Below are 18,798 nucleotides of genomic sequence, written 5' to 3' on the forward strand. Positions count from 1 at the left end.
GGATACTGGATAGCGGTTCTCGTTCACGATTTGTACAGAAATTCCCGTGGCCACGGGGCGGCATGCCGGCAATGCCGCCTTCGTCGCCGCGCGGCCGGCCCCGTCAGGGCGTCGGGAATTCCTCGCCGCTCCAGCTCACCGGCACGTCGAGCCTGCCCACGGCGATCGCCTCGGCCGCCGCCGCGATCCGCGCCGCGACCGCCGCCGGCACGCGCGGCGCCAGGGTGAGGCGCACCGCCTCCGGCTGCTCCAGGCCGATGCGCCGGATCGCGCCCGCCTGGAATCGTCCGGCCGCGAGGTCGAGGACGGCGTCGAGCACCGCCTGCCCGGAATCCGCCACGGCCGAGCCCAGGAACACGTCGGGCGCCACCGCGACCCAGTCTCCCACATTGCCGATCTGCGCCCGGCCGGCCGCGCGGCACGCCTCGGTGACGCCGCTGCGGCCGGCGTTGAGCATGGTGAAGACGATGTCGGCACCGGCCGCGAACATCGCCTCGGCGATGCGGCGCGCCAGCGCCGGGTCGTCCTGGCTGCCGGAGAAATTGGTCAGCAGCCGCGCCGCGGGATTGGCGTGCCGCACCCCGTGCGCGTAGGCGGCGCGCCCCTTCAGCCCGGGCACCACGCGGATGCCGGACTGATGGCCCACCACGCCGCTGCGGGTCGAGAGCCCGGCCAGCATGCCCGCCAGGAAGGCGGACTGCTCCTGCAGCACCTCGTAGCTCGCGAGGTTGGGGCCGGTGACGTTGCCCTGCGTCACCACGAAGCGCGTGCCGGGGAATTCGGCCGCGACCGCCTGCGCGGCGGCGTTGTTCTGGCCGCCATGGGCGATCACGAGGTCCGGCGAGTCCGCCGCCAGCCGGCGCAGCGCCGCCTTCAGGGCCTCGGCCTCCGGCGGGATGCCCTGGATGGTGCGGATCTCAGCGCCCAGCGTGTCTCGCGCCCGCTCCAGGCCACGGTGGCCGGCCTGCATGAAGCCGCCATCGTCCACCCGACCGGCGAACAGGGCCGCGAGGCGCATCGGGGTGGCCGCCCGCGTGCCGGCGGGCAGGCCGGCGGCGAAGGGCAGCGCGAGCAGCCCGCGCCTGGGCAGGGGGAGGGGGAGGGGGAGGGAGGCGGGCATCGGCGTGCCGTCCGGATCCTGATGGGAGCGCCGGCCTGGAGGCGCCGGCCGGGGTATCGCCGGATCGTCCCGGCCGTGCCGCGCGAGGCAACGGCCATGCCATGGCCGCCCCCTGGCCCTTCCTGGGCCGGCCGCGCCTGCCTCACGCGCCTCGCCCCCGCCCGCGCCGCCCGAGCCAGCCCAGCAGCAGCGCCAGGGCGAGGCAGGCGAGGGCGGGCACCAGCAGGTCGCCCACGCTCTTGGCCGTCCATTCCCAGGGAAACCAGCCCTGGTCCCAGACCTCGGCGGCGGGGCGGTGCAGGCGGTTCTCGTGGTCGCGCTTCTCGCGGCCCCAGTAGAAGCCGATGGCCAGCGCCGCGCCGATCCATTCGCCGTTGCGCACCCGCAGCAGGCCGAGCGGCAGCGCCGCCGCGCCCTGGATCGCCAGCGCCAGCGCCGCGTGCGAGAGCCAGGAATGCGCCTGGAGGAACGCCACCACGGCCGGCGCCGCCGCGGCTCAGCGGGCCGGCGGCAGCTCCACCGCGTAGCTGTCGAGGGCCGGCACGGCGCGGATCATCCGCCGCTCCTGCATGAAGCGGCCGAAGCGCTCGTAACGGTTGCGGTCCAGCGCGCCGGGGGCGAGGGCGAAGCGGCCCAGCGTGTCGCGCCAGGCGCGGCGGTTCAGCTCGTTGTCCAGCTCGCGGCGCGGGCCGGCGACGAACATGCGCCACGCCTCGTCCGGGTTGTTGATCATCCAGTTGGCGGCGGCCTCCACCGCGTCGACGAAGCGGCGCATCGCCGGGTCCGGCACGCGGTCGCGGTGGGCGACCAGGATCAGCTCGTCATAGGTCGGGATGCCGTATTCCTCGGGGAAGAAGGCGCGGCCCGGGCGGCCCTCCAGCGCGAGCTGGTTCAGCTCGAAATTGCGGAAGGAGCCGATGATCGCATCCACCTGCCCCGACATCAGCGCCGAGGAGAGGCCGAAATTGACGTTCACCAGAGTCACGTCGCGCAGCGTGAGCCCGGCGCGCTCGATCATGGTGCCGACATAGACCTCCTCGAACCCGGCCACCGAGAAGCCGATGCGCCGGCCGCGCAGGTCGGCCAGCGTCTTCACCGGCCCGTCGCGCAGCACGGTCAGGGTCGAGAGCGGCGTGTTGACCAGCGTGCCGACTCGCACCAGCGGCAGGCCCTGCTCCACGGCGAGGTAGAGGTTCTTCTGGTAGTACACGGCGATGTCGCCGCGCTTCGCCGCCACCAGCTTGGGTGGGTCGGAGGGATCGGCGGGCGCCACGATGCGCACGTCGAGCCCGGCGCGCGCGAAGTCGCCATGCTCCTGCGCCACGATCAGCGGGCCGTGGTCGGGGTTGACGAACCAGTCGAGCAGCAGGGTGAGGGGCTGTGCCGTGGCGGGTTGCGCGGGCGCCTGGGCCTGGGCCTGGGCGGGCCGGAGACCGGACAGCGGTCCCAGCACGGTGCCGAGGGCGCCGCCGGCCAGGACGGATCTGCGGGTGGTCATGGGCGGCGGTCCTCCTCTTGTTCCCCTGGCTGTTCCCCTGGCAGCCGGTCGGGCTGCCAGGGCAGCAGGGCCCGCAGCAGCCAGTCCAGCGCGTACCAGAGCGCCAGCGCCATCGCGGCGAGCACGAACAGCGCGGCGAACATCACGTCGGTCTGCGAGCGCCCGTTGGCGTGCAGCATCAGGTAGCCGAGCCCGGCCGAGGCCCCGACCCATTCCCCCACCACCGCGCCGATCGGCGCGACGGCGGCCGCGACGCGCAGCCCGGAGGCGAGGGCGGGCAGGGCGGCCGGCAGGCGGATGCGCAGCAACACGGCGCGGCGCGTGGCGCCCATGGTGCGGGCGAGGTCGAGCCAGCCCGGCTCGGTGCGGCGCAGCCCGTCGTAGAAGGTGGCGGTGACGGGGAAGAAGATCACCACCGTCGCCATCGTCACCTTGCTGGCGATGCCGAAGCCCATCCAGAGCGTCAGCAGCGGCGCGATGGCGAAGACCGGCACGGCCTGCGAGGCGAGCAGGATCGGCAGCAGCCAGCGCCGCCCCGCCGGCCAGGCGGCCAGCAGCAGCGCCGTCGCGACGCCGAACGCCGTGCCAAGGGCGAGCCCGGCCAGGATCTCCGTCAGGGTGATCCAGGCATGGCCGGCGATGATGTCCCAGCGGTCGAGCAGCGCCGTGGCGACGCGCGCCGGGGTGGGCAGCAGGAAGGGCGGCGCGCCGGTGGCCCAGACCAGGCCCTGCCAGACGGCCAGCAGGCCCAGCGCCGAGACGAGGGCGCGCCAAAGGCGGCCAATGGGGCGGCCAGTGTGGCGGCCGATGGGGCCGCCGGCCTGTGCCACGGCACCGGCCGGTGCCGCCGGATCCGCTTTCATCGGAACGGCTTGCGCGGCGTCGCTCACGCGGCCTCCGAGGCGGCGGCGAGGCTTTCCAGCAGCCGGCCCTGGGCCGCCAGCACCGCCGGGTCCCGCACCTCGCGTGGCGGCGCGCCGGGCGGGACGGGAACCGGCACGGGCACCCAGCCGGGGCCGCCGGCGGCGGGTTGCAGCACCAGCACGTGATGGGCGAGACGCAGCGCCTCCAGCGGGTCGTGCGTCACCAGCAGCACGGTGCGCCCGGCCAGCAGCCCGGCGGCGAGGCCCTGCAGGCGATGGCGGGTCGGCGCGTCCACGGCGCTGAAGGGCTCGTCCATCAGCACGAAGGGGCGGTCCTCGACCAGGGTGCGGGCCAGGGCGGCGCGCTGGCGCATGCCGCCGGAGAGCCGGTCGGGGCGGACATGCTCGTGGCCGGCGAGGCCGACCGCGGCGATCATGGCGCGCATCCGGGCGGGATCGGCCGGCTCGCCGCGCAGGCTGGCGCCGAGCCCGACATTGCCCAGCACGTCGCGCCAGGGCAGCAGCAGGTCCTGCTGCCCCATCCAGGCGATGCGCCCGGCGACCGGGGCGCCGTCGGTCGCGGCGAGGCGGGTGCCGGCCGGCGGCAGCAGCCCGGCGACGAGGCGCAGCAGGGTGGACTTGCCGGAGCCGGACGGCCCGAGCAGCGCCATGGTCTCGCCCGCCGCCAGCGTCAGCCGGAAGGCGCCGAGCACCGGCCGGCCGCCGAGGGCGAGGCCCGGGCAGTCGAGCAGCAGGCCGGGCGCGCCGGCAGCGGGCGCGTCGGCAGCGGACGCACCAGCGGGGCGCGCGCTGTTGGGTCGCGCACCGATGGGCGGCGTTCCGGGGGGCGTCGCCCCGGCGGCGCGGGGGGCGGTCGGGTGCTGGGCAGGCAAGCGGTCCACCGATCCCTTCGCCGGAATGACCCGGATCAGGTTCCAGGAGTCGCGGTTGCGCCGCCTCTCAGCCGGTGCCGCGGATGCGGACCGGCTCCCCCCGGTGACAGGTCGGCAGGATGCGGTGGCGACACGCCCGGCGCAAGCCCGGGCGCCGCTGCGCCCGCCCGGCGGCGGTTCAGGCCTGGCGCGATCCCCCGCCGCTGCCGCGCTGGCCGATCGCCTCGATCACCCGGCCCAGCACGCTTTCCAGCAGGCCGCCGGACCCGCCGCCGGATTGCCCACCCTGCGGCGCCGCCTGCCCGGGCTCCACGCGCCCGTGCGGGGTCAGCAGGTTGATCAGCACCGGCAGCGCCTGGCTGAGCAGCATCAGCAGCTCGCCGCGGTCCAGCCCGATCCGCTGCTCGATGCGCGAAAGGATGTCGCCGCCCAGCGCCGGCTCCAGCGCCTGCGGCGAGACGGGCTGGTTCGCGCCGTTGCCGATCCAGGAATCCACCTGCTCGCCGAGGCCCGCCTGCCGCAGCCGCGACAGCAGCCCGTCCAGCCCGCCCTGGCTGTCCAGGAGCTGCTGCACGGCGCCCGCGGCCTGGCCGCCGCCCGCGATGCGGGAAAGGAACTCGCTCATCTCGTGGCCCTCGTGCCCGTCGCCGGCCCGACTTGCGCCGGACATCCCGCCGCGCCAACGCGCCGGCCACCCCGGCCGTTGCGGCACCTCTTGAGTCGGCTCCCGGAGGCACCGATAACCCCAGCCGTGAATTACCGACACGCCTTCCACGCCGGCAATTTCGCCGACGCGATGAAGCACGCGCTGCTGCTCTGGCTGCTGCGCGCGCTGCAGCGCAAGCCGGCGCCCTTCGCCGTGCTCGACACCCATGCCGGCACCGGCGCCTACGACCTGACCGACGATCCGGCCGAGCGCACCGGCGAGTGGCGCCAGGGCATCGGCCGGCTGCTGGAGATCGAGACGGGGCCGCTCGCCGACTATGTCGGGCTGGTGCGCGCGGCGGGCGGGCCGCTGCGCTACCCGGGCTCACCGGCGCTGGTGCAGGCGGTGCTGCGGCCGCAGGACCGGCTGGCGGCGGTGGAGCTGCACCCCGAGGACCATGCGCAGCTCCGCGCCCGCTTCCGCGGCGATCCGCGCGTCGGCACGCATCACCGCGACGGCTGGGAGGCGCTGCGGGCGCTGACGCCCTTCCCGGAGCGGCGCGGCCTGGTGCTGATCGACCCGCCCTTCGAGGAGCCGGGCGAGTTCGAGCGGCTGGCCGAGGCGCTGGCGCTGCTGCGGCACCGCTTCCGCGCCGCCATCGTCGCCGCCTGGTACCCGATCAAGCACCGCGCCCCGGTGCGCGCCTTCCACGAGGCGTTGCAGACGAAGGGGGTGGGCGACGTGGTGGCGGCGGAGCTGTTCCTGCGCGAGCCGACCGACCCGCAGCGGCTGAACGGCAGCGGCCTCGCCGTGCTGTCGCCGCCCTTCCGCTTCGAGGCGGAGGCCGGCGAGATCCTGGCGGCGCTGCTGGAGCGGCTCGGCGACGGCGAGCCGGGTCAGGGCTGGTCGGTCCGGCGCGTCACCGATGAGTGAGGCGTCGCCCGTCGCGGTGCTCGGCGCCGGGGCCTGGGGCACGGCGCTGGCGATCCAGGCGGCGCGGGCGGGCGGGCCGGTGACGCTCTGGGCGCGCGACCCGGCGCGCGCGGCCGCGATCGAGGCGGAGCGGGTGAACGAGCGGCACCTGCCGCGCGCCGTGCTGCCGGCGGCGGTGCGCGTCACCGCCGATGCCGGCGAGGCGCTGCACGGCGCCGCCTTCGCGCTGCTAGTGGTGCCGGCGCAGCACCTCCGCGCGGTGCTGGCGGCGATGCCGCCCCTGCCGCCGGCGGTCGTCTGCGCCAAGGGCGTCGAGCGCGGCACGCTGCTGCTGCCGCTGGAGGTGCTGCGCTCGCTGCGGCCCGGCGCGCCGTCGGCGGTGCTGACGGGGCCGAATTTCGCGCACGAGGTCGCGGCCGGCCTGCCGGCGGCGGCGGTGGTGGCGGGGGAGGAGGCGGCCCTGCGCGACGCGGTCGCGGCGCGCCTCGCCACCGCCGCCTTCCGGCTCTACGGCGGCGACGACCCGGTGGGGGCGCAGGTCGGCGGGGCGGCGAAGAACGTGGTCGCGATCGCCGCCGGCGCCGTGATCGGCGCCGGGCTCGGCGAGAATGCCCGCGCGGCGCTGGTGACGCGCGGCCTCGCGGAGCTGTCGCGGCTGGCGGTGGCGCTGGGCGGCCGGGCGGAGACGGCGGCGGGCCTTTCCGGCCTCGGCGACCTGCTGCTGACCTGCACCGGGCCTTCCAGCCGCAACACCTCGCTCGGCATCGCGCTCGGGCGCGGCGAGACGCTGGCCATGGCGCTGGCCGGGCGGAGCAGCGTGACGGAGGGCGTCGCCACCGCCCCGGCGCTGCTGGCGCGCGCGGCGGCGGCCGGCGTCGAGATGCCGATCTGCGCCGCGGTGGCGGCGGTGCTGGCCGGGCGGTGCTCGGTGGCCGAGGCGATGGACGCGCTGCTGGCACGGCCGCGGCGGGACGAGTAGGCGCAGCCGCGCCTGAGTCGATTGGCGCAGCCGCGCCGGGCCCATCGGGCGCAGTCGCGCCGGGCCCATCAGGCGCAGCCGCGCCGGGCCCATCGGGCGCAGTCGCGCCGGGGCACTCAGTTTCAAGGACCGAACCCGCAACGGAATGGCGGTGCCGGCCTGGCCGGTGGCTCCCGGCATGTCGTCGCGTCTCTCCTGGCATGAGACGTGCTTCCTGAACGGCTCGTTGGCCCGTTGTGACGCGGCTGACACATGGTCCGGGCGTCGCGCCACGGATCGCCGGGAAGGGCGCCGCAAGAGGCACCGCAAGGTGATGCTGGCGATCCGCCCATCCATGAGGCAGGCTGGCGTGAATTCGGGCGCAGATCCGCGAGAAGAAGGTTCCACTGATGGATCGTAGAGGGTTCCTGAAGGCGACGGCGGCTGCCGGCGCGCTCGGCGGGCTGGGCTCGGGCCGCCTGGCCTCCCCCGCGCTGGCGCAGGGGGCCGCGGCGCGCACGCTGCGCTTCGTGCCGCAGGCGAACCTCGCGAATTTCGATCCGGTCTGGGGCACCCAGTACGTGGTGCGCAACGCCGGCGCGCTGGTGTGGGACACGCTCTACGGCGTGGACGACAAGCTCGAGCCGCAACGCCAGATGGTGGAGGGCGAGGAGGTCTCGCAGGACGGGCTGACCTGGACCTTCCGGCTGCGTCCCGGCCTCAAATTCCACGACGGCGAGCCGGTGCTGGCCAAGGACGTGGTGGCCAGCCTGAACCGCTGGTCGGCGCGCGATTCCATGGGCCAGATGATCCGCGCCATCCAGAACGAGGTGGCGGCGGTGGACGACCGCACCTTCGTGTGGAAGCTGAAGTCGCCCTACCCGAAGATGAAGTTCGCCCTGGGCAAGACCAACTCGCCCTTCGGCATCGTCATGCCCGAGCGGATCGCCAAGACCGATCCCTTCAGCCAGATCACGGAATACGTCGGCTCCGGCCCGATGCGCTTCAAACGTGACGAGTGGGTGCCGGGCGCCAAGGCGGTGTTCGAGAAGTTCGCCGGCTACGTGCCGCGCGACGAGCCGGGGAACTGGCTCGCCGGCGGCAAGCGGATGCTGGTGGACCGCGTCGAGTGGGTGATCATGCCCGACACCGCCACCGCCTCCGCCGCGTTGCAGAACGGCGAGGTGGACTGGTGGGAGAACCCGATCTCCGACATCATCCCGACCCTCAAGCGCAACCGCAACATCGCGGTGGACATCGCCGACCCGCTGGGCAACATCGGCGTGTTCCGCATGAACCACCTGCACCCGCCGTTCAACGACGTGCGGGCCCGGCGCGCCATCCTGATGGCGACCTCGCAGGAGGACTACATGGCGGCGATCGTCGGCGACGACGCGGCGCTGTGGAAGCCGCTGCCGAGCTTCTTCACCCCGAACACGCCGCTCTACACCGAGGCGGGCGGCGAGATCATGAAGGGCCCGCGCCGGCTCGACGAGGCGAAGCGGCTGTTGCAGGAATCCGGCTACAAGGGCGAGCCGATCGTGATGCTGGTGGCGCAGGACCAGCCCATCACCAAGGCCCAGGGCGACGTCGCCGCCGACATGCTGAAGAAGATCGGCGTGAACGTGGACTACGTGGCGACCGACTGGGGCACCGTCGGCCAGCGCCGCGCCTCCAAGGCGTTGCCCTCGCAGGGCGGCTGGCACATCTTCTTCACCTGGTTCGGCGGCGCCGACTGCATCAACCCGGCGCCCAACAACGGCGTGCGCGCCGGCGGCGACACGGCGTGGTGGGGCTGGCCGAACAGCCCGGAATGCGAGGCCCTACGCAACGAGTGGTTCGCCGCGCCGGACCTTGCCGCCGAGAAGGCGGTGATGGCCCGCTACAACAAGGCGCTGATGGACTTCGCCATCTACAACCCGACCGGCTTCTTCCTCGCCTACCAGGCGTGGCGGAAGAACGTCTCCGGCGTGGTGAAGGGGCCGCTGCCCTTCTTCTGGGGCGTCTCCAAGAGCTGAGGAGGAGCGCGCGATGTTCGCCTACATCCTGCGCCGGCTGATCGCCACCATCCCCGTGATGCTGGTGGTCGCGGCGGTGGTGTTCATGATGGTCTACGCCTCGGGCAACCCGGCGGCGCTGCTCGCCGGCGACCAGGCGACGCCGGAGGACATCGCGCGCATCGAGCACGCGCTCGGCTACGACCGGCCGAAGATCCAGCAATTCGTCGAGTGGCTGTGGCGGGTGATGCAGGGCGACCTCGGCACCTCGGTGTTCACCAACCTGCCGGTCACCACCATGATCGCCCAGCGCATCGAGCCGACCGTCTCGCTGATGCTCGTCACGCTGGTTCTCTCGGTCGGCGTCGCCGTGCCGATGGGCGTGGTCGCCGCCTGGAAGGCCGGCACCTGGATCGACCGGGCCATCATGGTGATCGCGGTGCTCGGCTTCTCGGTGCCGGTCTTCGTGGTCGGCTACATCCTGGCCTGGGTCTTCGCGCTGCAGCTCGACTGGTTCCCGGTGCAGGGCTACACGCCGCTCTCCGAGGGCTTCATCCCCTTCATCTCCAACCTGATCCTGCCCGCCATCGCGCTCGGCGGCGTCTACATCGCGCTGATCGCGCGCATCACCCGCGCCACCATGCTGGAGGTGCTGCAGCAGGACTACGTGCGCACCGCCCGCGCCAAGGGCGTCGGCCAGCGCGAGATCCTGTTCGTCCACGCGCTGAAGAACGCCGCCATCCCGATCGTCACCGTGATCGGCATCGGCATCGCCCTGCTGATCGGCGGCGCGGTGGTGACGGAGAGCGTGTTCGCCATCCCCGGCCTCGGCCGCCTGACGGTGGACGCGATCCTGCGGCGCGACTTCCCGGTGATCCAGGGCGTCGTGCTGATGTTCTCCTTCGTCTACGTCATCATCAACCTGCTCATCGACCTCTCCTACTCCCTGTTCGACCCGAGGATCCGGTATTGAGCGCCTCCACCATCGAAGTGCCGCAGGGCGACGCGCCGCAGGGCAGGGTCGCCGTCGCGGCGCCCATGCCCGACGTGCTGCCGCCGATGCGCCGCATCGGCGGCGTGGTCGGCTTCCTCCGCCGCAACCCGACCATCGCGGTGGGCGGCTTCCTGCTGCTGCTGATGATCGGCGTCGCGGTCTTCGCGCCGTTCCTCGGGACGGTCGATCCGACCGCGCTCTCGCCGGCGCGGCGCACCCGCGAGCCCTCGGCCATGTACTGGTTCGGCACCGACATGCTGGGCCGCGACGTCTACTCGCGCGTGCTCTATGGCGCCCGCGTTTCGCTGATCGTCGGCTTCTCGGTGGCGCTGATCGCCTCGGTGATCGGGCTGGCCATCGGCCTCGTCTCGGGCTTCGTGCGCTGGCTCGACTGGTTCGTGATGCGGGTGATGGACGGGCTGATGTCGATCCCGCCCATCCTGCTCGCCATCGCGCTGGCCGCCGCCACCCGCGGCTCGGTGCAGAACGTGATCTTCGCCATCACCGTGGCCGAGATCCCGCGCGTCGCGCGCCTCGTGCGCGGCGTGGTGCTGAGCCTGCGCGAGCAGCCCTACGTCGATGCCGCCATCACCACCGGCACCCGCGTGCCGGTGATCATGTGGCGGCACATCCTCCCCAACACCCTGGCGCCGATGACGGTCCAGGCGACCTACATCTGCGCCAGCGCCATGATCGTGGAGGCCATCCTGAGCTTCATCGGCGCCGGCACCCCGCCGACCACGCCCTCCTGGGGCAACATCATGGCCGAGGGCCGCGCGCTCTGGCAGGTCAAGCCCTACATCGTGTTCTTCCCCGCCATCTTCCTCTCGATCACGGTGCTGGCGGTGAACCTGCTGGGCGACGGGCTGCGCGACATGCTCGACCCGCGCATGGCCAAGCGCGTCTGATGAGCGGCATCACGCTTGAGAAGGCGCCCGCCGACGCGGCGGCGCCGGCCGGCCGGGCAGCGGCGCCGCTGCTCTCGGTCGAGCAGTTGCAGACCCATTTCCGCACCCCGGATGGCGGGGTGAACCGCGCCGTGGACGGGCTGACCTTCCACGTGGACGCGGGCGAGACGGTCGCCATCGTGGGCGAGTCCGGCTGCGGCAAGTCCGTCACCTCGATGTCGATCCTGCGCCTGCTGCCGACCCCGCCGGGGAAGATGGCCGGGCGGATCATGTTCGAGGGCCGCGACCTGCTCGCCGCCTCCGAGGCGGAGATGCGCGACCTGCGCGGCAACGAGATCGGCATGATCTTCCAGGAGCCGATGACCTCGCTGAACCCGGTGCTCAGCGTCGGCCAGCAGATCGGCGAGTCGCTGCGCCTGCACCAGGGCATGAGCCGCCGGCAGGCCGAGGCGCGCGCCATCGAGATGCTGGAGCTGGTCGGCATCCCGGCGCCGGCGCGGCGGGTGAAGGAGTACCCGCACCAGCTCTCCGGCGGCATGCGCCAGCGCGTGATGATCGCCATGGCGCTGGCCTGCAACCCGAAGCTGCTGATCGCCGACGAGCCGACCACGGCGCTCGACGTGACCATCCAGGCGCAGATCCTCGACCTGATGCGCGACCTCAAGCGGCGCGTCGGCGCCGCCATCGTGCTGATCACCCACGACCTCGGCGTGGTGGCCGAGGTCGCGGAGCGGGTCATCGTGATGTATGCCGGCCGCAAGGTGGAGGAGGCCGGGGTGGTGGCGCTGTTCCGCGATCCCAAGCATCCCTACACGCAGGGGCTGCTCGGCGCGGTGCCCAGGCTCGGCTCCTCGCTCACCGGCGAGCACACGCGGCTGGCCGAGATCCCCGGCCAGGTGCCCAGCCTCAAGCAGCGCATCGACCATTGCGTCTTCGCCTCGCGCTGCCCGAAGGCCACGGAGCTCTGCCGCACCGTGGTACCGGCGCTGGAGGAGAAGGCGCCCGGCCACGTCGCCGCCTGCCACTACGCCGACAAGGAGGAGCTGGTCGCGGCATGAGCATCTCCCTCGCCGGGCCGCAGGCCGCCGATGCGCGGCCACTGCTGCAGGTCAACGACATCAAGAAGTACTTCCCGCTGCGCGGCGGCTTCTTCGGCGGCCGCACCGGGCAGGTCCACGCGGTGGACGGCGTCTCCTTCCACGTCGACCGCGGCGAGACGCTGTCGCTGGTGGGCGAGTCCGGCTGCGGCAAGTCCACGGTGGGCAAGGCGATCCTGCGCCTGTTCACGCTGACCGACGGGCAGGTGGTGCTGGACGGCCAGCGCATCGACGACCTGCCGGCGGGCCGGCTGCGCCCGTTGCGGCGCCGCATCCAGGTGATCTTCCAGGACCCGTTCTCGGCGCTCAACCCGCGCCTGCGGGTCCGCGACATCCTGGCCGAGCCGCTGCGCTCCTTCGGCATGGCCGGCAGCCGCTCGGAGCTGACGGCGCGGCTCGAGAAGCTGATGGACACGGTGCGTCTGCCGCGCGACGCGCTGAGCCGCTTCCCGCACGAATTCTCGGGCGGCCAGCGGCAGCGCATCTGCATCGCGCGCGCCCTGGCGCCGGAGCCGGACCTGATCGTCTGCGACGAGGCGGTCTCGGCGCTCGACGTCTCGGTGAAGGCGCAGATCGTCAACCTGCTGCAGGACCTGCAGAGCGAGCTGGGCCTGGCGCTGCTGTTCATCAGCCACGACCTCGCCGTGGTCGAGCACATGACGCACCGGGTCGCGGTGATGTATCTCGGCGCGGTGGCCGAGGTGGCGCCGCGCCGCTCGCTCTTCGCGGCGCCGAAGCACCCCTATACCCAGGCGCTGCTCTCCGCCGTGCCGGTGCCCGTGCCGGGCCAGGCGCGGCAGCGCGTCATCCTCAAGGGCGACGTGCCGAGCCCGATCAACCCGCCCTCGGGCTGCCGCTTCCACACGCGCTGCCCCTACGCCTTCGACCGCTGCAAGACGGAGCGGCCGGTGCTGAAGCTGGTGCCGGATGCCGGCGTCAATGCCGGGCACTGGGCGGCGTGCCACCTGCACGACCTGCCGGCCTCGCAGAACCCGCTGGCGGCCTGACATCCCGGCCCGGTCCCGCGGCCCGGCGGGGCAAGGGGCCTTGTTGAAGGGGCGGACGGGAGCCGCCCCGCTGCCAGAGGCGGGCCGGCCGAGGCCCCGGCCCGTCCCCCCGCCGGCCCTGCGGCGCGCCTGCCGGGTCGTGGCGGCGGGCGGGGCTGTCTCCGGCATGGCGCCCCGTCTTGACGCCGTCCGGTCCGCGGAGGACCCTGCCGCCATGGGGCCACGCGTCGAGACGGGCGCGGGCGGATCGGATGCGGGAGGCGCGCGAATGCCACAGGTATCGCTGACGGTGAACGGCAAGCCGCACTCGGTCGAGGTCGAGGGCCGCACCCTGCTCGTCGAGCTGCTGCGCGAGAAGCTGCGCCTGACCGGCACGCATGTGGGTTGCGACACCAGCCAATGCGGGGCCTGCGTCGTCCATGTGGACGGCGAGAGCGTGAAGTCCTGCACCATGCTGGCCGTGCAGGCAGAGGGCGCGGACGTGACCACCATCGAGGGCCTCGCCTCGGCGGACGGCACGCTGCACCCGATGCAGGAGGCCTTCCGCGAGTACCACGCGCTGCAATGCGGCTTCTGCACCCCGGGCATGGTGATGAGCGCCATCGACCTGGTGATGAAGCACCCCGAGGGGCTGGACGAGAAGCAGATCCGCGAGGGGCTGGAGGGCAATCTCTGCCGCTGCACGGGCTACCACAACATCGTCAAGGCGATCGCCGCCGCCGCCGAGGTGATGCACGGCCGCCGGACGGAGCTGGCCCAGGCCGCCGAGTAGCCTCGCCGGCCGGCTTTCCACGGGAACCCCGGACGGCCCCGCCGGCGGCCTGACCCGACGAGGCGTCCAGCGGCCGGCGCCGCGTCCTCTGTCGCCGGGGCCGCCCGGGAAACCGGCCGCCCCGGCGGCCCATGAAGTCGGCCGCGACGACGGGCCGGGAAGCAAGATCGCAGGGAAGGGGCCGGCAAGGTCCCTCGGGAGGCGTCCGCATGAACGTGGTGACCCCGTTCGAGGGGATCGGCGCCAGCGTGCGCCGCAAGGAGGATCTGCGCTTCCTCTCCGGCCGCGGCCGCTACACCGCGGACATCGACCGGCCCGGCCAGGCGCACGCCTACATCCTGCGCAGCCCCCACCCGCATGCCGCCATCCGGGGGATCGACGCCACGGCGGCGCGCGCCATGCCCGGCGTGGCGGCGGTGTTCACCGGCGCCGACATGGCGGCCGGCAAGGTGGGCGGCCTGCCCTGCGGCTGGGGGGTGAAGAACAAGGACGGCTCGCCCATGGCCGAGCCGCCGCACCCGGTGCTGGCCGTGGACCGCGTGCGCCATGTCGGCGATCCGGTGGCCGTGGTGGTGGCCGCGACCCGTGCCCAGGCGCGCGACGCCGCCGAGGCCATCGTGGTGGACTACGCGCCGCTGCCCGCCGTCGCCACCATCGAGGAGGCGCTGCGCCCCGGCGCGCCGGCGGTGCACGACGAGGTCGCGGGCAATCTCTGCTTCGACTGGCATCTCGGCGACAAGGCGGTGACGGATGCCGCCTTCGCGAAGGCCGACCGGGTCGTCACCTTCGAGCTGGTCAACAACCGGCTGATCCCGAACGCGATGGAGCCGCGCGCCGCGATCGGCGACTACGACCCGTCCGCCGACGAGCACACCCTCTACACCACCAGCCAGAACCCGCACGTGATCCGGCTGCTGATGGGTGCCTTCGTGCTCGGCATCCCGGAATCGCGGCTGCGCGTGGTGGCGCCGGATGTCGGCGGCGGCTTCGGCAGCAAGATCTACCACTACGCCGAGGAGGCGATCGTCACCTGGGCCGCCGCCAGGCTCGAGCGCCCGGTGAAGTGGGTGGCCGACCGCACCGAGAGCTTCGTCTCCGACGCGCATGGCCGCGACCACGTCACCCGCGCCGAGCTGGCGCTGGACGGGGAGGGGAATTTCCTCGGCCTGCGCGTCGCCACCAGGGCCAACATGGGCGCCTATCTCTCGACCTTCGCGCCCTCGATCCCGACCTACCTCTACGGCACGCTGCTGGCCGGGGTGTACCGCACGCCCGCCATCTACGTGGAGGTGAAGGCGGTCTTCACCCACACCGTGCCGGTGGACGCCTATCGCGGCGCCGGCCGGCCCGAGGCGACCTACCTGCTGGAACGGCTGGTGGACGTCGCCGCCGCCGAGACCGGGATCGATCGAATCGCGCTGCGCCGGCGCAACCTCGTCAGCCAGTTCCCGCACCAGACGCCGGTCGCGCTGGAGTACGACAGCGGCAACCACGCGGCGACGCTGGAAGCCGCCCTGCGCGCCGCCGACTGGGACGGGTTCGAGTCACGCCGCGCCGAGGCGAAGGCGCGCGGGAAGCTGCGCGGCATCGGCGTCTCCACCTACCTGGAAGCCTGCGGGCTGGCGCCGAGCCACCTCGCCGGACAGCTCGGCGCGCGGGCCGGGCTGTACGAGGTGGGCACGATCCGCTTCCACCCGACGGGCAGCGTCACGGTGCTCACCGGCTCGCACAGCCACGGCCAGGGGCACGAGACCACCTTCGCCCAGCTCGTCGCCGACCGCTTCGGCCTGCCCGTCTCGCAGGTCGAGGTGGTGCACGGCGACACGGGCAAGATCCCGTTCGGCATGGGCACCTATGGCAGCCGCTCGCTCGCGGTCGGCGGCAACGCCATGGCCATGGCGATGGACAAGATCGTCGCCAAGGGGCGCAGGATCGCGGCGCATCTGCTGGAGGCGGCGGTCGAGGACGTGGAGTTCGAGGGCGGCAAATTCCGCGTCGCCGGCACGGACCGCGAGAAGACCATCGGCGAGATCGCCATGGCCGCCTACGTGCCGCACAACTACCCGCTGGCCGAGATCGAGCCGGGTCTGGAGGAGACCGCCTTCTACGACCCGAAGAACTTCACCTATCCCGGCGGCTGCCATGTCTGCGAGGTCGAGATCGACCCCGAGACCGGCCATGTCCAGGTGGTGAACTTCACCGCCGCCGACGATTTCGGCCGCGTCATCAACCCGATGGTCGTGGAGGGCCAGGTGCATGGCGGCGTCGCCCAGGGCGTCGGGCAGGCGCTGCTGGAGGCCTGCGTCTACGACGCGGATGGCCAGCTCCTGACCGGCTCGATCATGGACTACAACCTGCCGCGCGCCGAAGACCTGCCGAGCCTCTCGCTCTCGCACCACGACACGCCCTGCCTGACCAACCCGCTCGGGGTGAAGGGCTGCGGCGAGGCGGGGGCGATCGGCTCGCCCCCGGCCGTCATCAACGCCGTGGTGGACGCGCTGCGCGAGCGGGGCGTGCGCCATGTCGAGATGCCGGCGACGCCGGCGCGCATCTGGGGCATCATCCATGGCGGCGGGCCGAAGGGCGCGCCGGCCATCGCGGCGGCATAGCGGCCGGCCGGCGGACCGGACAACATCGTGAGGGCAGCATGTACGATTTCGCCTACCACAAGCCGGGCAGCATCGCCGACGCGGTGAAGATCCTCACCGACGACCCGGAGGCGCGGCCGATCTCCGGCGGGCAGACCCTGCTGCCGGCGCTGAAGCACCGGCTCGCGCACCCGACGGCGCTGGTCGACCTCTCCGGCATCGCCGAGCTGCGCGGCATCCAGCGCGACGGCGACAGGCTCGTCATCGGCGCGATGACGAAGCACTACGAGATCCAGACCAGCGACGTGGTGAAGACCGCCATCCCGGCGCTGGCGAAGATGGCCGGCAACCTCGGCGACACGCAGGTGCGCAACCGCGGCACGATGGGCGGCAGCCTCTCCAACAACGACCCCGCCGCCGACTACCCGGCCGCCGCCATGGCGCTGAACGCCACCTTCCGCACCGACCGTCGCAGCATCCCGGCCGACGAGTTCTTCCAGGGCATGTTCGCGACGGCGCTGGAGCCGGGCGAGCTGCTGGTGGCGATCGAGTTCCCGATCCCCACCAAGGCCGGCTACGCCAAGATGCGCAACCCGGCCAGCCGCTACGTGATGGCGGGCGTGTTCGTGGCGAAGCTCGCCGACGGCAGCGTTCGCGTCGCGGTGAACGGCGCTGGCCCCGGCGTGTTCCGGCAGGAGGAGATGGAGGCGGCGCTGGCGAAGAGCTGGTCCGCCGACGCCATCGCCGGCATCCGGCAGGACCCGGACGGGCTGAACGGCGACATCCACGGCAGCGCCGAGTACCGCGCGCACCTCGTCGGCGTGATGGCGAAGCGGGCGCTGGCCGAGGCGGGCTGAGCCGGAGGCGGCACGGCGCGGCGGGGTCTCCGCCGCGCCCGCCCCGCCTGCGCCGCTCCCGGCGGGCGGTTCTAGAGCCGATCCAGCCTGACTGTATCAGGCCGGAACGGCTCTAGCCTTTTGATTTTTCGCATTTTCCGAGCCGCTGAGCGAGGACGCTCAGCTTGAAAATGCTCTAACGCGCCGAGAAGGCGGTCGGCCTGAGGATCGTGTTGCTGTAGGAGGCGATGATCGGGCCGTCCTTCTCCGAGGCGGCGCGCGCCGCCTGCCATTCGGGATCGTTCATGAAGGCGGTCCATTTGCGCTCGCGCTCGGCGAGCGAATCCCATTCCAGCAGATAGTAGAGATCCTGGTTCGACTCGCCGATCTCCACCGTCCAGAAGCCGGCCTGCCGGATGCCGTGCCGCTCCCAGATCGCCAGAGTCGCCGCCTCGAAGCGCCTGAGCAGCACCGGCAGCCGCCCCGGCAGGCAGTGGTAGACGCGCAATTCGTGGATCATCGTAAGGCCTCCCTCATTCCTCGTTGGGGATGGGCAGGCTAGAGCGGATCGCCGGCGGGCGGATACGCCCGGCGGCGCGGCGCCGTTCCGAAAGCAGCGGGCTGGAGCGGAACGCGGTCCCGACCGCGTCGCGTTCTGCGCCGGTGCAGCCCATCCGGGCTGGAAGCGCCCCCTCGAACGCCAGGACCCGAAGGAAACGCCATGCATCCCGCCCTTGCCGTGCTGCTCCTGCTCGCCCTGCCGCCGCTGGCCGGCTGCACCTACAGCAGCCCGAGCCCCAGCAGCGGCAGCTCCAGCTCCTCCCGCCCCGCGCCGGACACGGTCTACCTGCCGCCGGGCACCACCGTCGTCTGCACCGGCACCGGCCGGCCCCCGCCCTGCGACTGACGGGCGGCCAGGCGTTCCTCCGCCGGCGGCGATCCGGCGAGCGGCGCGGTCCTCGCCCGCAATTGCGAGGCGAGGACCACCCAGCGCGGCTCGATCGCCAGCCCGGCGGCGCCCAGCGCGTCCGCCGTCCAGGTGTTGCAGGTGTAGAACAGCGTGTAGCGGTACGAGGCGGCGTAGAAGTCGCCGCCGGGATAGGGGCCGGGCGCGACCGTCTCCGGCGTGCCGTCCGGCCGCAGTGCGAAGGAATCGCGCAGGAAGCGGCGCAGCCGAACCAGTTCCTCCGCCGAGAGCGGCACCTCCTGCCGTTCGGCGGCGGGAAAGGCGCGCGAGGGCGGTCCGCGCAGCGCCGTCACCATCACCACGCCCTTGCCGGGCAGGAAGGTGCGCAGCACGTCGAGCGGCCCGGGATGCGGCTCGATCATCCAGGCGTGCTGGCCGAAGCCGAACACGAAGTCGGTGGCGCCGGGGTAGCGGTCCGCCACCATCGCCAGCTCGGGACCGAGCGCCGCGGCAGGCAGTCCGAGATCCGTGTGCCATTCCCGCGTCATCACCGTGAGCATCGTGACCGGCGGCGCGTCCGAGGCTGGCGCGGGGTAGCGCGGCGACGCGCAGGCGGCCGGCAGCCAGGCCAGGAGCAGCACCCGGCCGGCCCGGCGCAGGCGAGGGAGAAGGCGCATGGCGGCGGAGGCTACGTCACGGCGCCTGCCCGGCCCAGGGACCCGGCCGCTTCGCCGCGCCGACTCCGGCCATGTCGATTCCGGCCACGTCGATTCCGGCCGCG

At 73.2% G+C, this 18,798-nt stretch carries 19 protein-coding genes and 1 riboswitch; of the genes, 11 read left to right on the forward strand and 8 right to left on the reverse strand.

The genetic code is table 11. From position 1 onward, the window contains the following. Positions 1 to 103 precede the first annotated feature (103 nt). From M0638_RS04790 to M0638_RS29070, 6 genes are all read right to left on the reverse strand, one after another. Positions 104 to 1,120 (reverse strand): BMP family protein, encoded by a 1,017-nt coding sequence (locus M0638_RS04790; RefSeq protein ID WP_248665824.1) that lies wholly within the window; start codon positions 1,118 to 1,120, stop codon positions 104 to 106. A gap of 142 nt (positions 1,121 to 1,262) precedes the next feature. Continuing rightward, complete coding sequence (locus M0638_RS04795; RefSeq protein ID WP_248665825.1) at positions 1,263 to 1,598, reverse strand: hypothetical protein; 336 nt, start codon at positions 1,596 to 1,598, stop codon at positions 1,263 to 1,265. 18 nt (positions 1,599 to 1,616) lie between these two features. Continuing rightward, a complete protein-coding gene (locus tag M0638_RS04800) occupies positions 1,617 to 2,618 on the reverse strand; it encodes an ABC transporter substrate-binding protein (protein ID WP_248665826.1) in 1,002 nt (333 codons plus the stop codon). Further along, a complete protein-coding gene (locus M0638_RS04805) occupies positions 2,615 to 3,481 on the reverse strand; it encodes an ABC transporter permease (protein ID WP_248665827.1) in 867 nt (288 codons plus the stop codon). Before M0638_RS04805 ends, M0638_RS04800 begins: the two co-directional genes overlap by 4 nt. Positions 3,482 to 3,504: 23 nt before the next feature. Further along, positions 3,505 to 4,383 (reverse strand): ABC transporter ATP-binding protein, encoded by an 879-nt coding sequence (locus tag M0638_RS04810; protein WP_248665828.1) that lies wholly within the window; start codon positions 4,381 to 4,383, stop codon positions 3,505 to 3,507. After that, positions 4,369 to 4,485, reverse strand: a riboswitch (TPP riboswitch). (Overlaps the previous gene by 15 nt.) 67 nt (positions 4,486 to 4,552) lie before the next feature. Further along, positions 4,553 to 4,999 carry a YidB family protein gene (locus M0638_RS29070; protein WP_345892989.1) on the reverse strand — a complete coding sequence of 149 codons (447 nt, stop codon included), beginning with the start codon at positions 4,997 to 4,999 and terminating at the stop codon, positions 4,553 to 4,555. A 126-nt stretch (positions 5,000 to 5,125) separates the two neighbouring features. Between M0638_RS29070 and M0638_RS04820 the strand changes: the two genes are divergently transcribed. The 10 genes from M0638_RS04820 to M0638_RS04865 all read left to right on the forward strand — a co-directional run bounded on the left by M0638_RS04820 (position 5,126) and on the right by M0638_RS04865 (position 17,131). Then, complete coding sequence (locus M0638_RS04820; RefSeq protein WP_345892990.1) at positions 5,126 to 5,953, forward strand: 23S rRNA (adenine(2030)-N(6))-methyltransferase RlmJ; 828 nt, start codon at positions 5,126 to 5,128, stop codon at positions 5,951 to 5,953. Further along, positions 5,946 to 6,932, forward strand: coding sequence for an NAD(P)H-dependent glycerol-3-phosphate dehydrogenase (locus tag M0638_RS04825; protein WP_248665831.1), 987 nt, complete (start codon positions 5,946 to 5,948; stop codon positions 6,930 to 6,932). Before M0638_RS04820 ends, M0638_RS04825 begins: the two co-directional genes overlap by 8 nt. A gap of 389 nt (positions 6,933 to 7,321) precedes the next feature. Next, positions 7,322 to 8,929, forward strand: a complete 1,608-nt coding sequence (locus tag M0638_RS04830; protein WP_248665832.1) for an ABC transporter substrate-binding protein — start codon at positions 7,322 to 7,324, stop codon at positions 8,927 to 8,929. 13 nt (positions 8,930 to 8,942) lie between these two features. Beyond that, on the forward strand, positions 8,943 to 9,881 hold the full coding sequence (locus M0638_RS04835) for an ABC transporter permease (protein ID WP_248665833.1): 939 nt from the start codon (positions 8,943 to 8,945) through the stop codon (positions 9,879 to 9,881). Further along, complete coding sequence (locus M0638_RS04840) at positions 9,878 to 10,810, forward strand: ABC transporter permease (protein WP_456316021.1); 933 nt, start codon at positions 9,878 to 9,880, stop codon at positions 10,808 to 10,810. Before M0638_RS04835 ends, M0638_RS04840 begins: the two co-directional genes overlap by 4 nt. Next, complete coding sequence (locus M0638_RS04845) at positions 10,810 to 11,868, forward strand: ABC transporter ATP-binding protein (protein ID WP_248665834.1); 1,059 nt, start codon at positions 10,810 to 10,812, stop codon at positions 11,866 to 11,868. The genes M0638_RS04840 and M0638_RS04845 overlap by 1 nt, the downstream gene beginning before the upstream one ends. Next, the gene (locus M0638_RS04850; RefSeq protein ID WP_248665835.1) at positions 11,865 to 12,914 is read left to right on the forward strand and encodes an ABC transporter ATP-binding protein; all 1,050 of its coding nucleotides are present in this window, start codon (positions 11,865 to 11,867) and stop codon (positions 12,912 to 12,914) included. The genes M0638_RS04845 and M0638_RS04850 overlap by 4 nt, the downstream gene beginning before the upstream one ends. Positions 12,915 to 13,182: 268 nt before the next feature. Further along, entirely contained in the window at positions 13,183 to 13,686 is a 504-nt protein-coding gene (locus tag M0638_RS04855) for a (2Fe-2S)-binding protein (RefSeq protein WP_248665836.1), read from the forward strand. Positions 13,687 to 13,895: 209 nt separating this feature from the next. Then, complete coding sequence (locus M0638_RS04860) at positions 13,896 to 16,295, forward strand: xanthine dehydrogenase family protein molybdopterin-binding subunit (RefSeq protein ID WP_248665837.1); 2,400 nt, start codon at positions 13,896 to 13,898, stop codon at positions 16,293 to 16,295. 38 nt (positions 16,296 to 16,333) lie between these two features. After that, positions 16,334 to 17,131 carry an FAD binding domain-containing protein gene (locus M0638_RS04865; protein WP_248665838.1) on the forward strand — a complete coding sequence of 266 codons (798 nt, stop codon included), beginning with the start codon at positions 16,334 to 16,336 and terminating at the stop codon, positions 17,129 to 17,131. A 175-nt stretch (positions 17,132 to 17,306) separates the two neighbouring features. Here the strand turns inward: M0638_RS04865 and M0638_RS04870 are convergent, their stop codons facing one another. Beyond that, the gene (locus M0638_RS04870) at positions 17,307 to 17,630 is read right to left on the reverse strand and encodes an NIPSNAP family protein (protein ID WP_248665839.1); all 324 of its coding nucleotides are present in this window, start codon (positions 17,628 to 17,630) and stop codon (positions 17,307 to 17,309) included. 201 nt (positions 17,631 to 17,831) lie between these two features. On the opposite strand from M0638_RS04870, the gene M0638_RS04875 reads away from it, so the two are divergent. Then, positions 17,832 to 18,017: a hypothetical protein gene (locus M0638_RS04875; RefSeq protein WP_248665840.1), complete on the forward strand. Its 186-nt coding sequence runs from the start codon at positions 17,832 to 17,834 to the stop codon at positions 18,015 to 18,017. On the opposite strand, the gene M0638_RS04880 is transcribed toward M0638_RS04875, so the two are convergent. Further along, a complete protein-coding gene (locus M0638_RS04880) occupies positions 17,954 to 18,694 on the reverse strand; it encodes a DUF2459 domain-containing protein (protein ID WP_248665841.1) in 741 nt (246 codons plus the stop codon). The two genes, M0638_RS04875 and M0638_RS04880, sit on opposite strands and share 64 nt — an antisense overlap. Between the last annotated feature and the right edge of the window lie 104 nt (positions 18,695 to 18,798).

The sequence above is a fragment of the Roseomonas acroporae genome (assembly GCF_023223525.1).
In the GTDB taxonomy this organism is placed as follows: Bacteria; Pseudomonadota; Alphaproteobacteria; order Acetobacterales; family Acetobacteraceae; genus Roseomonas_E; species Roseomonas_E acroporae.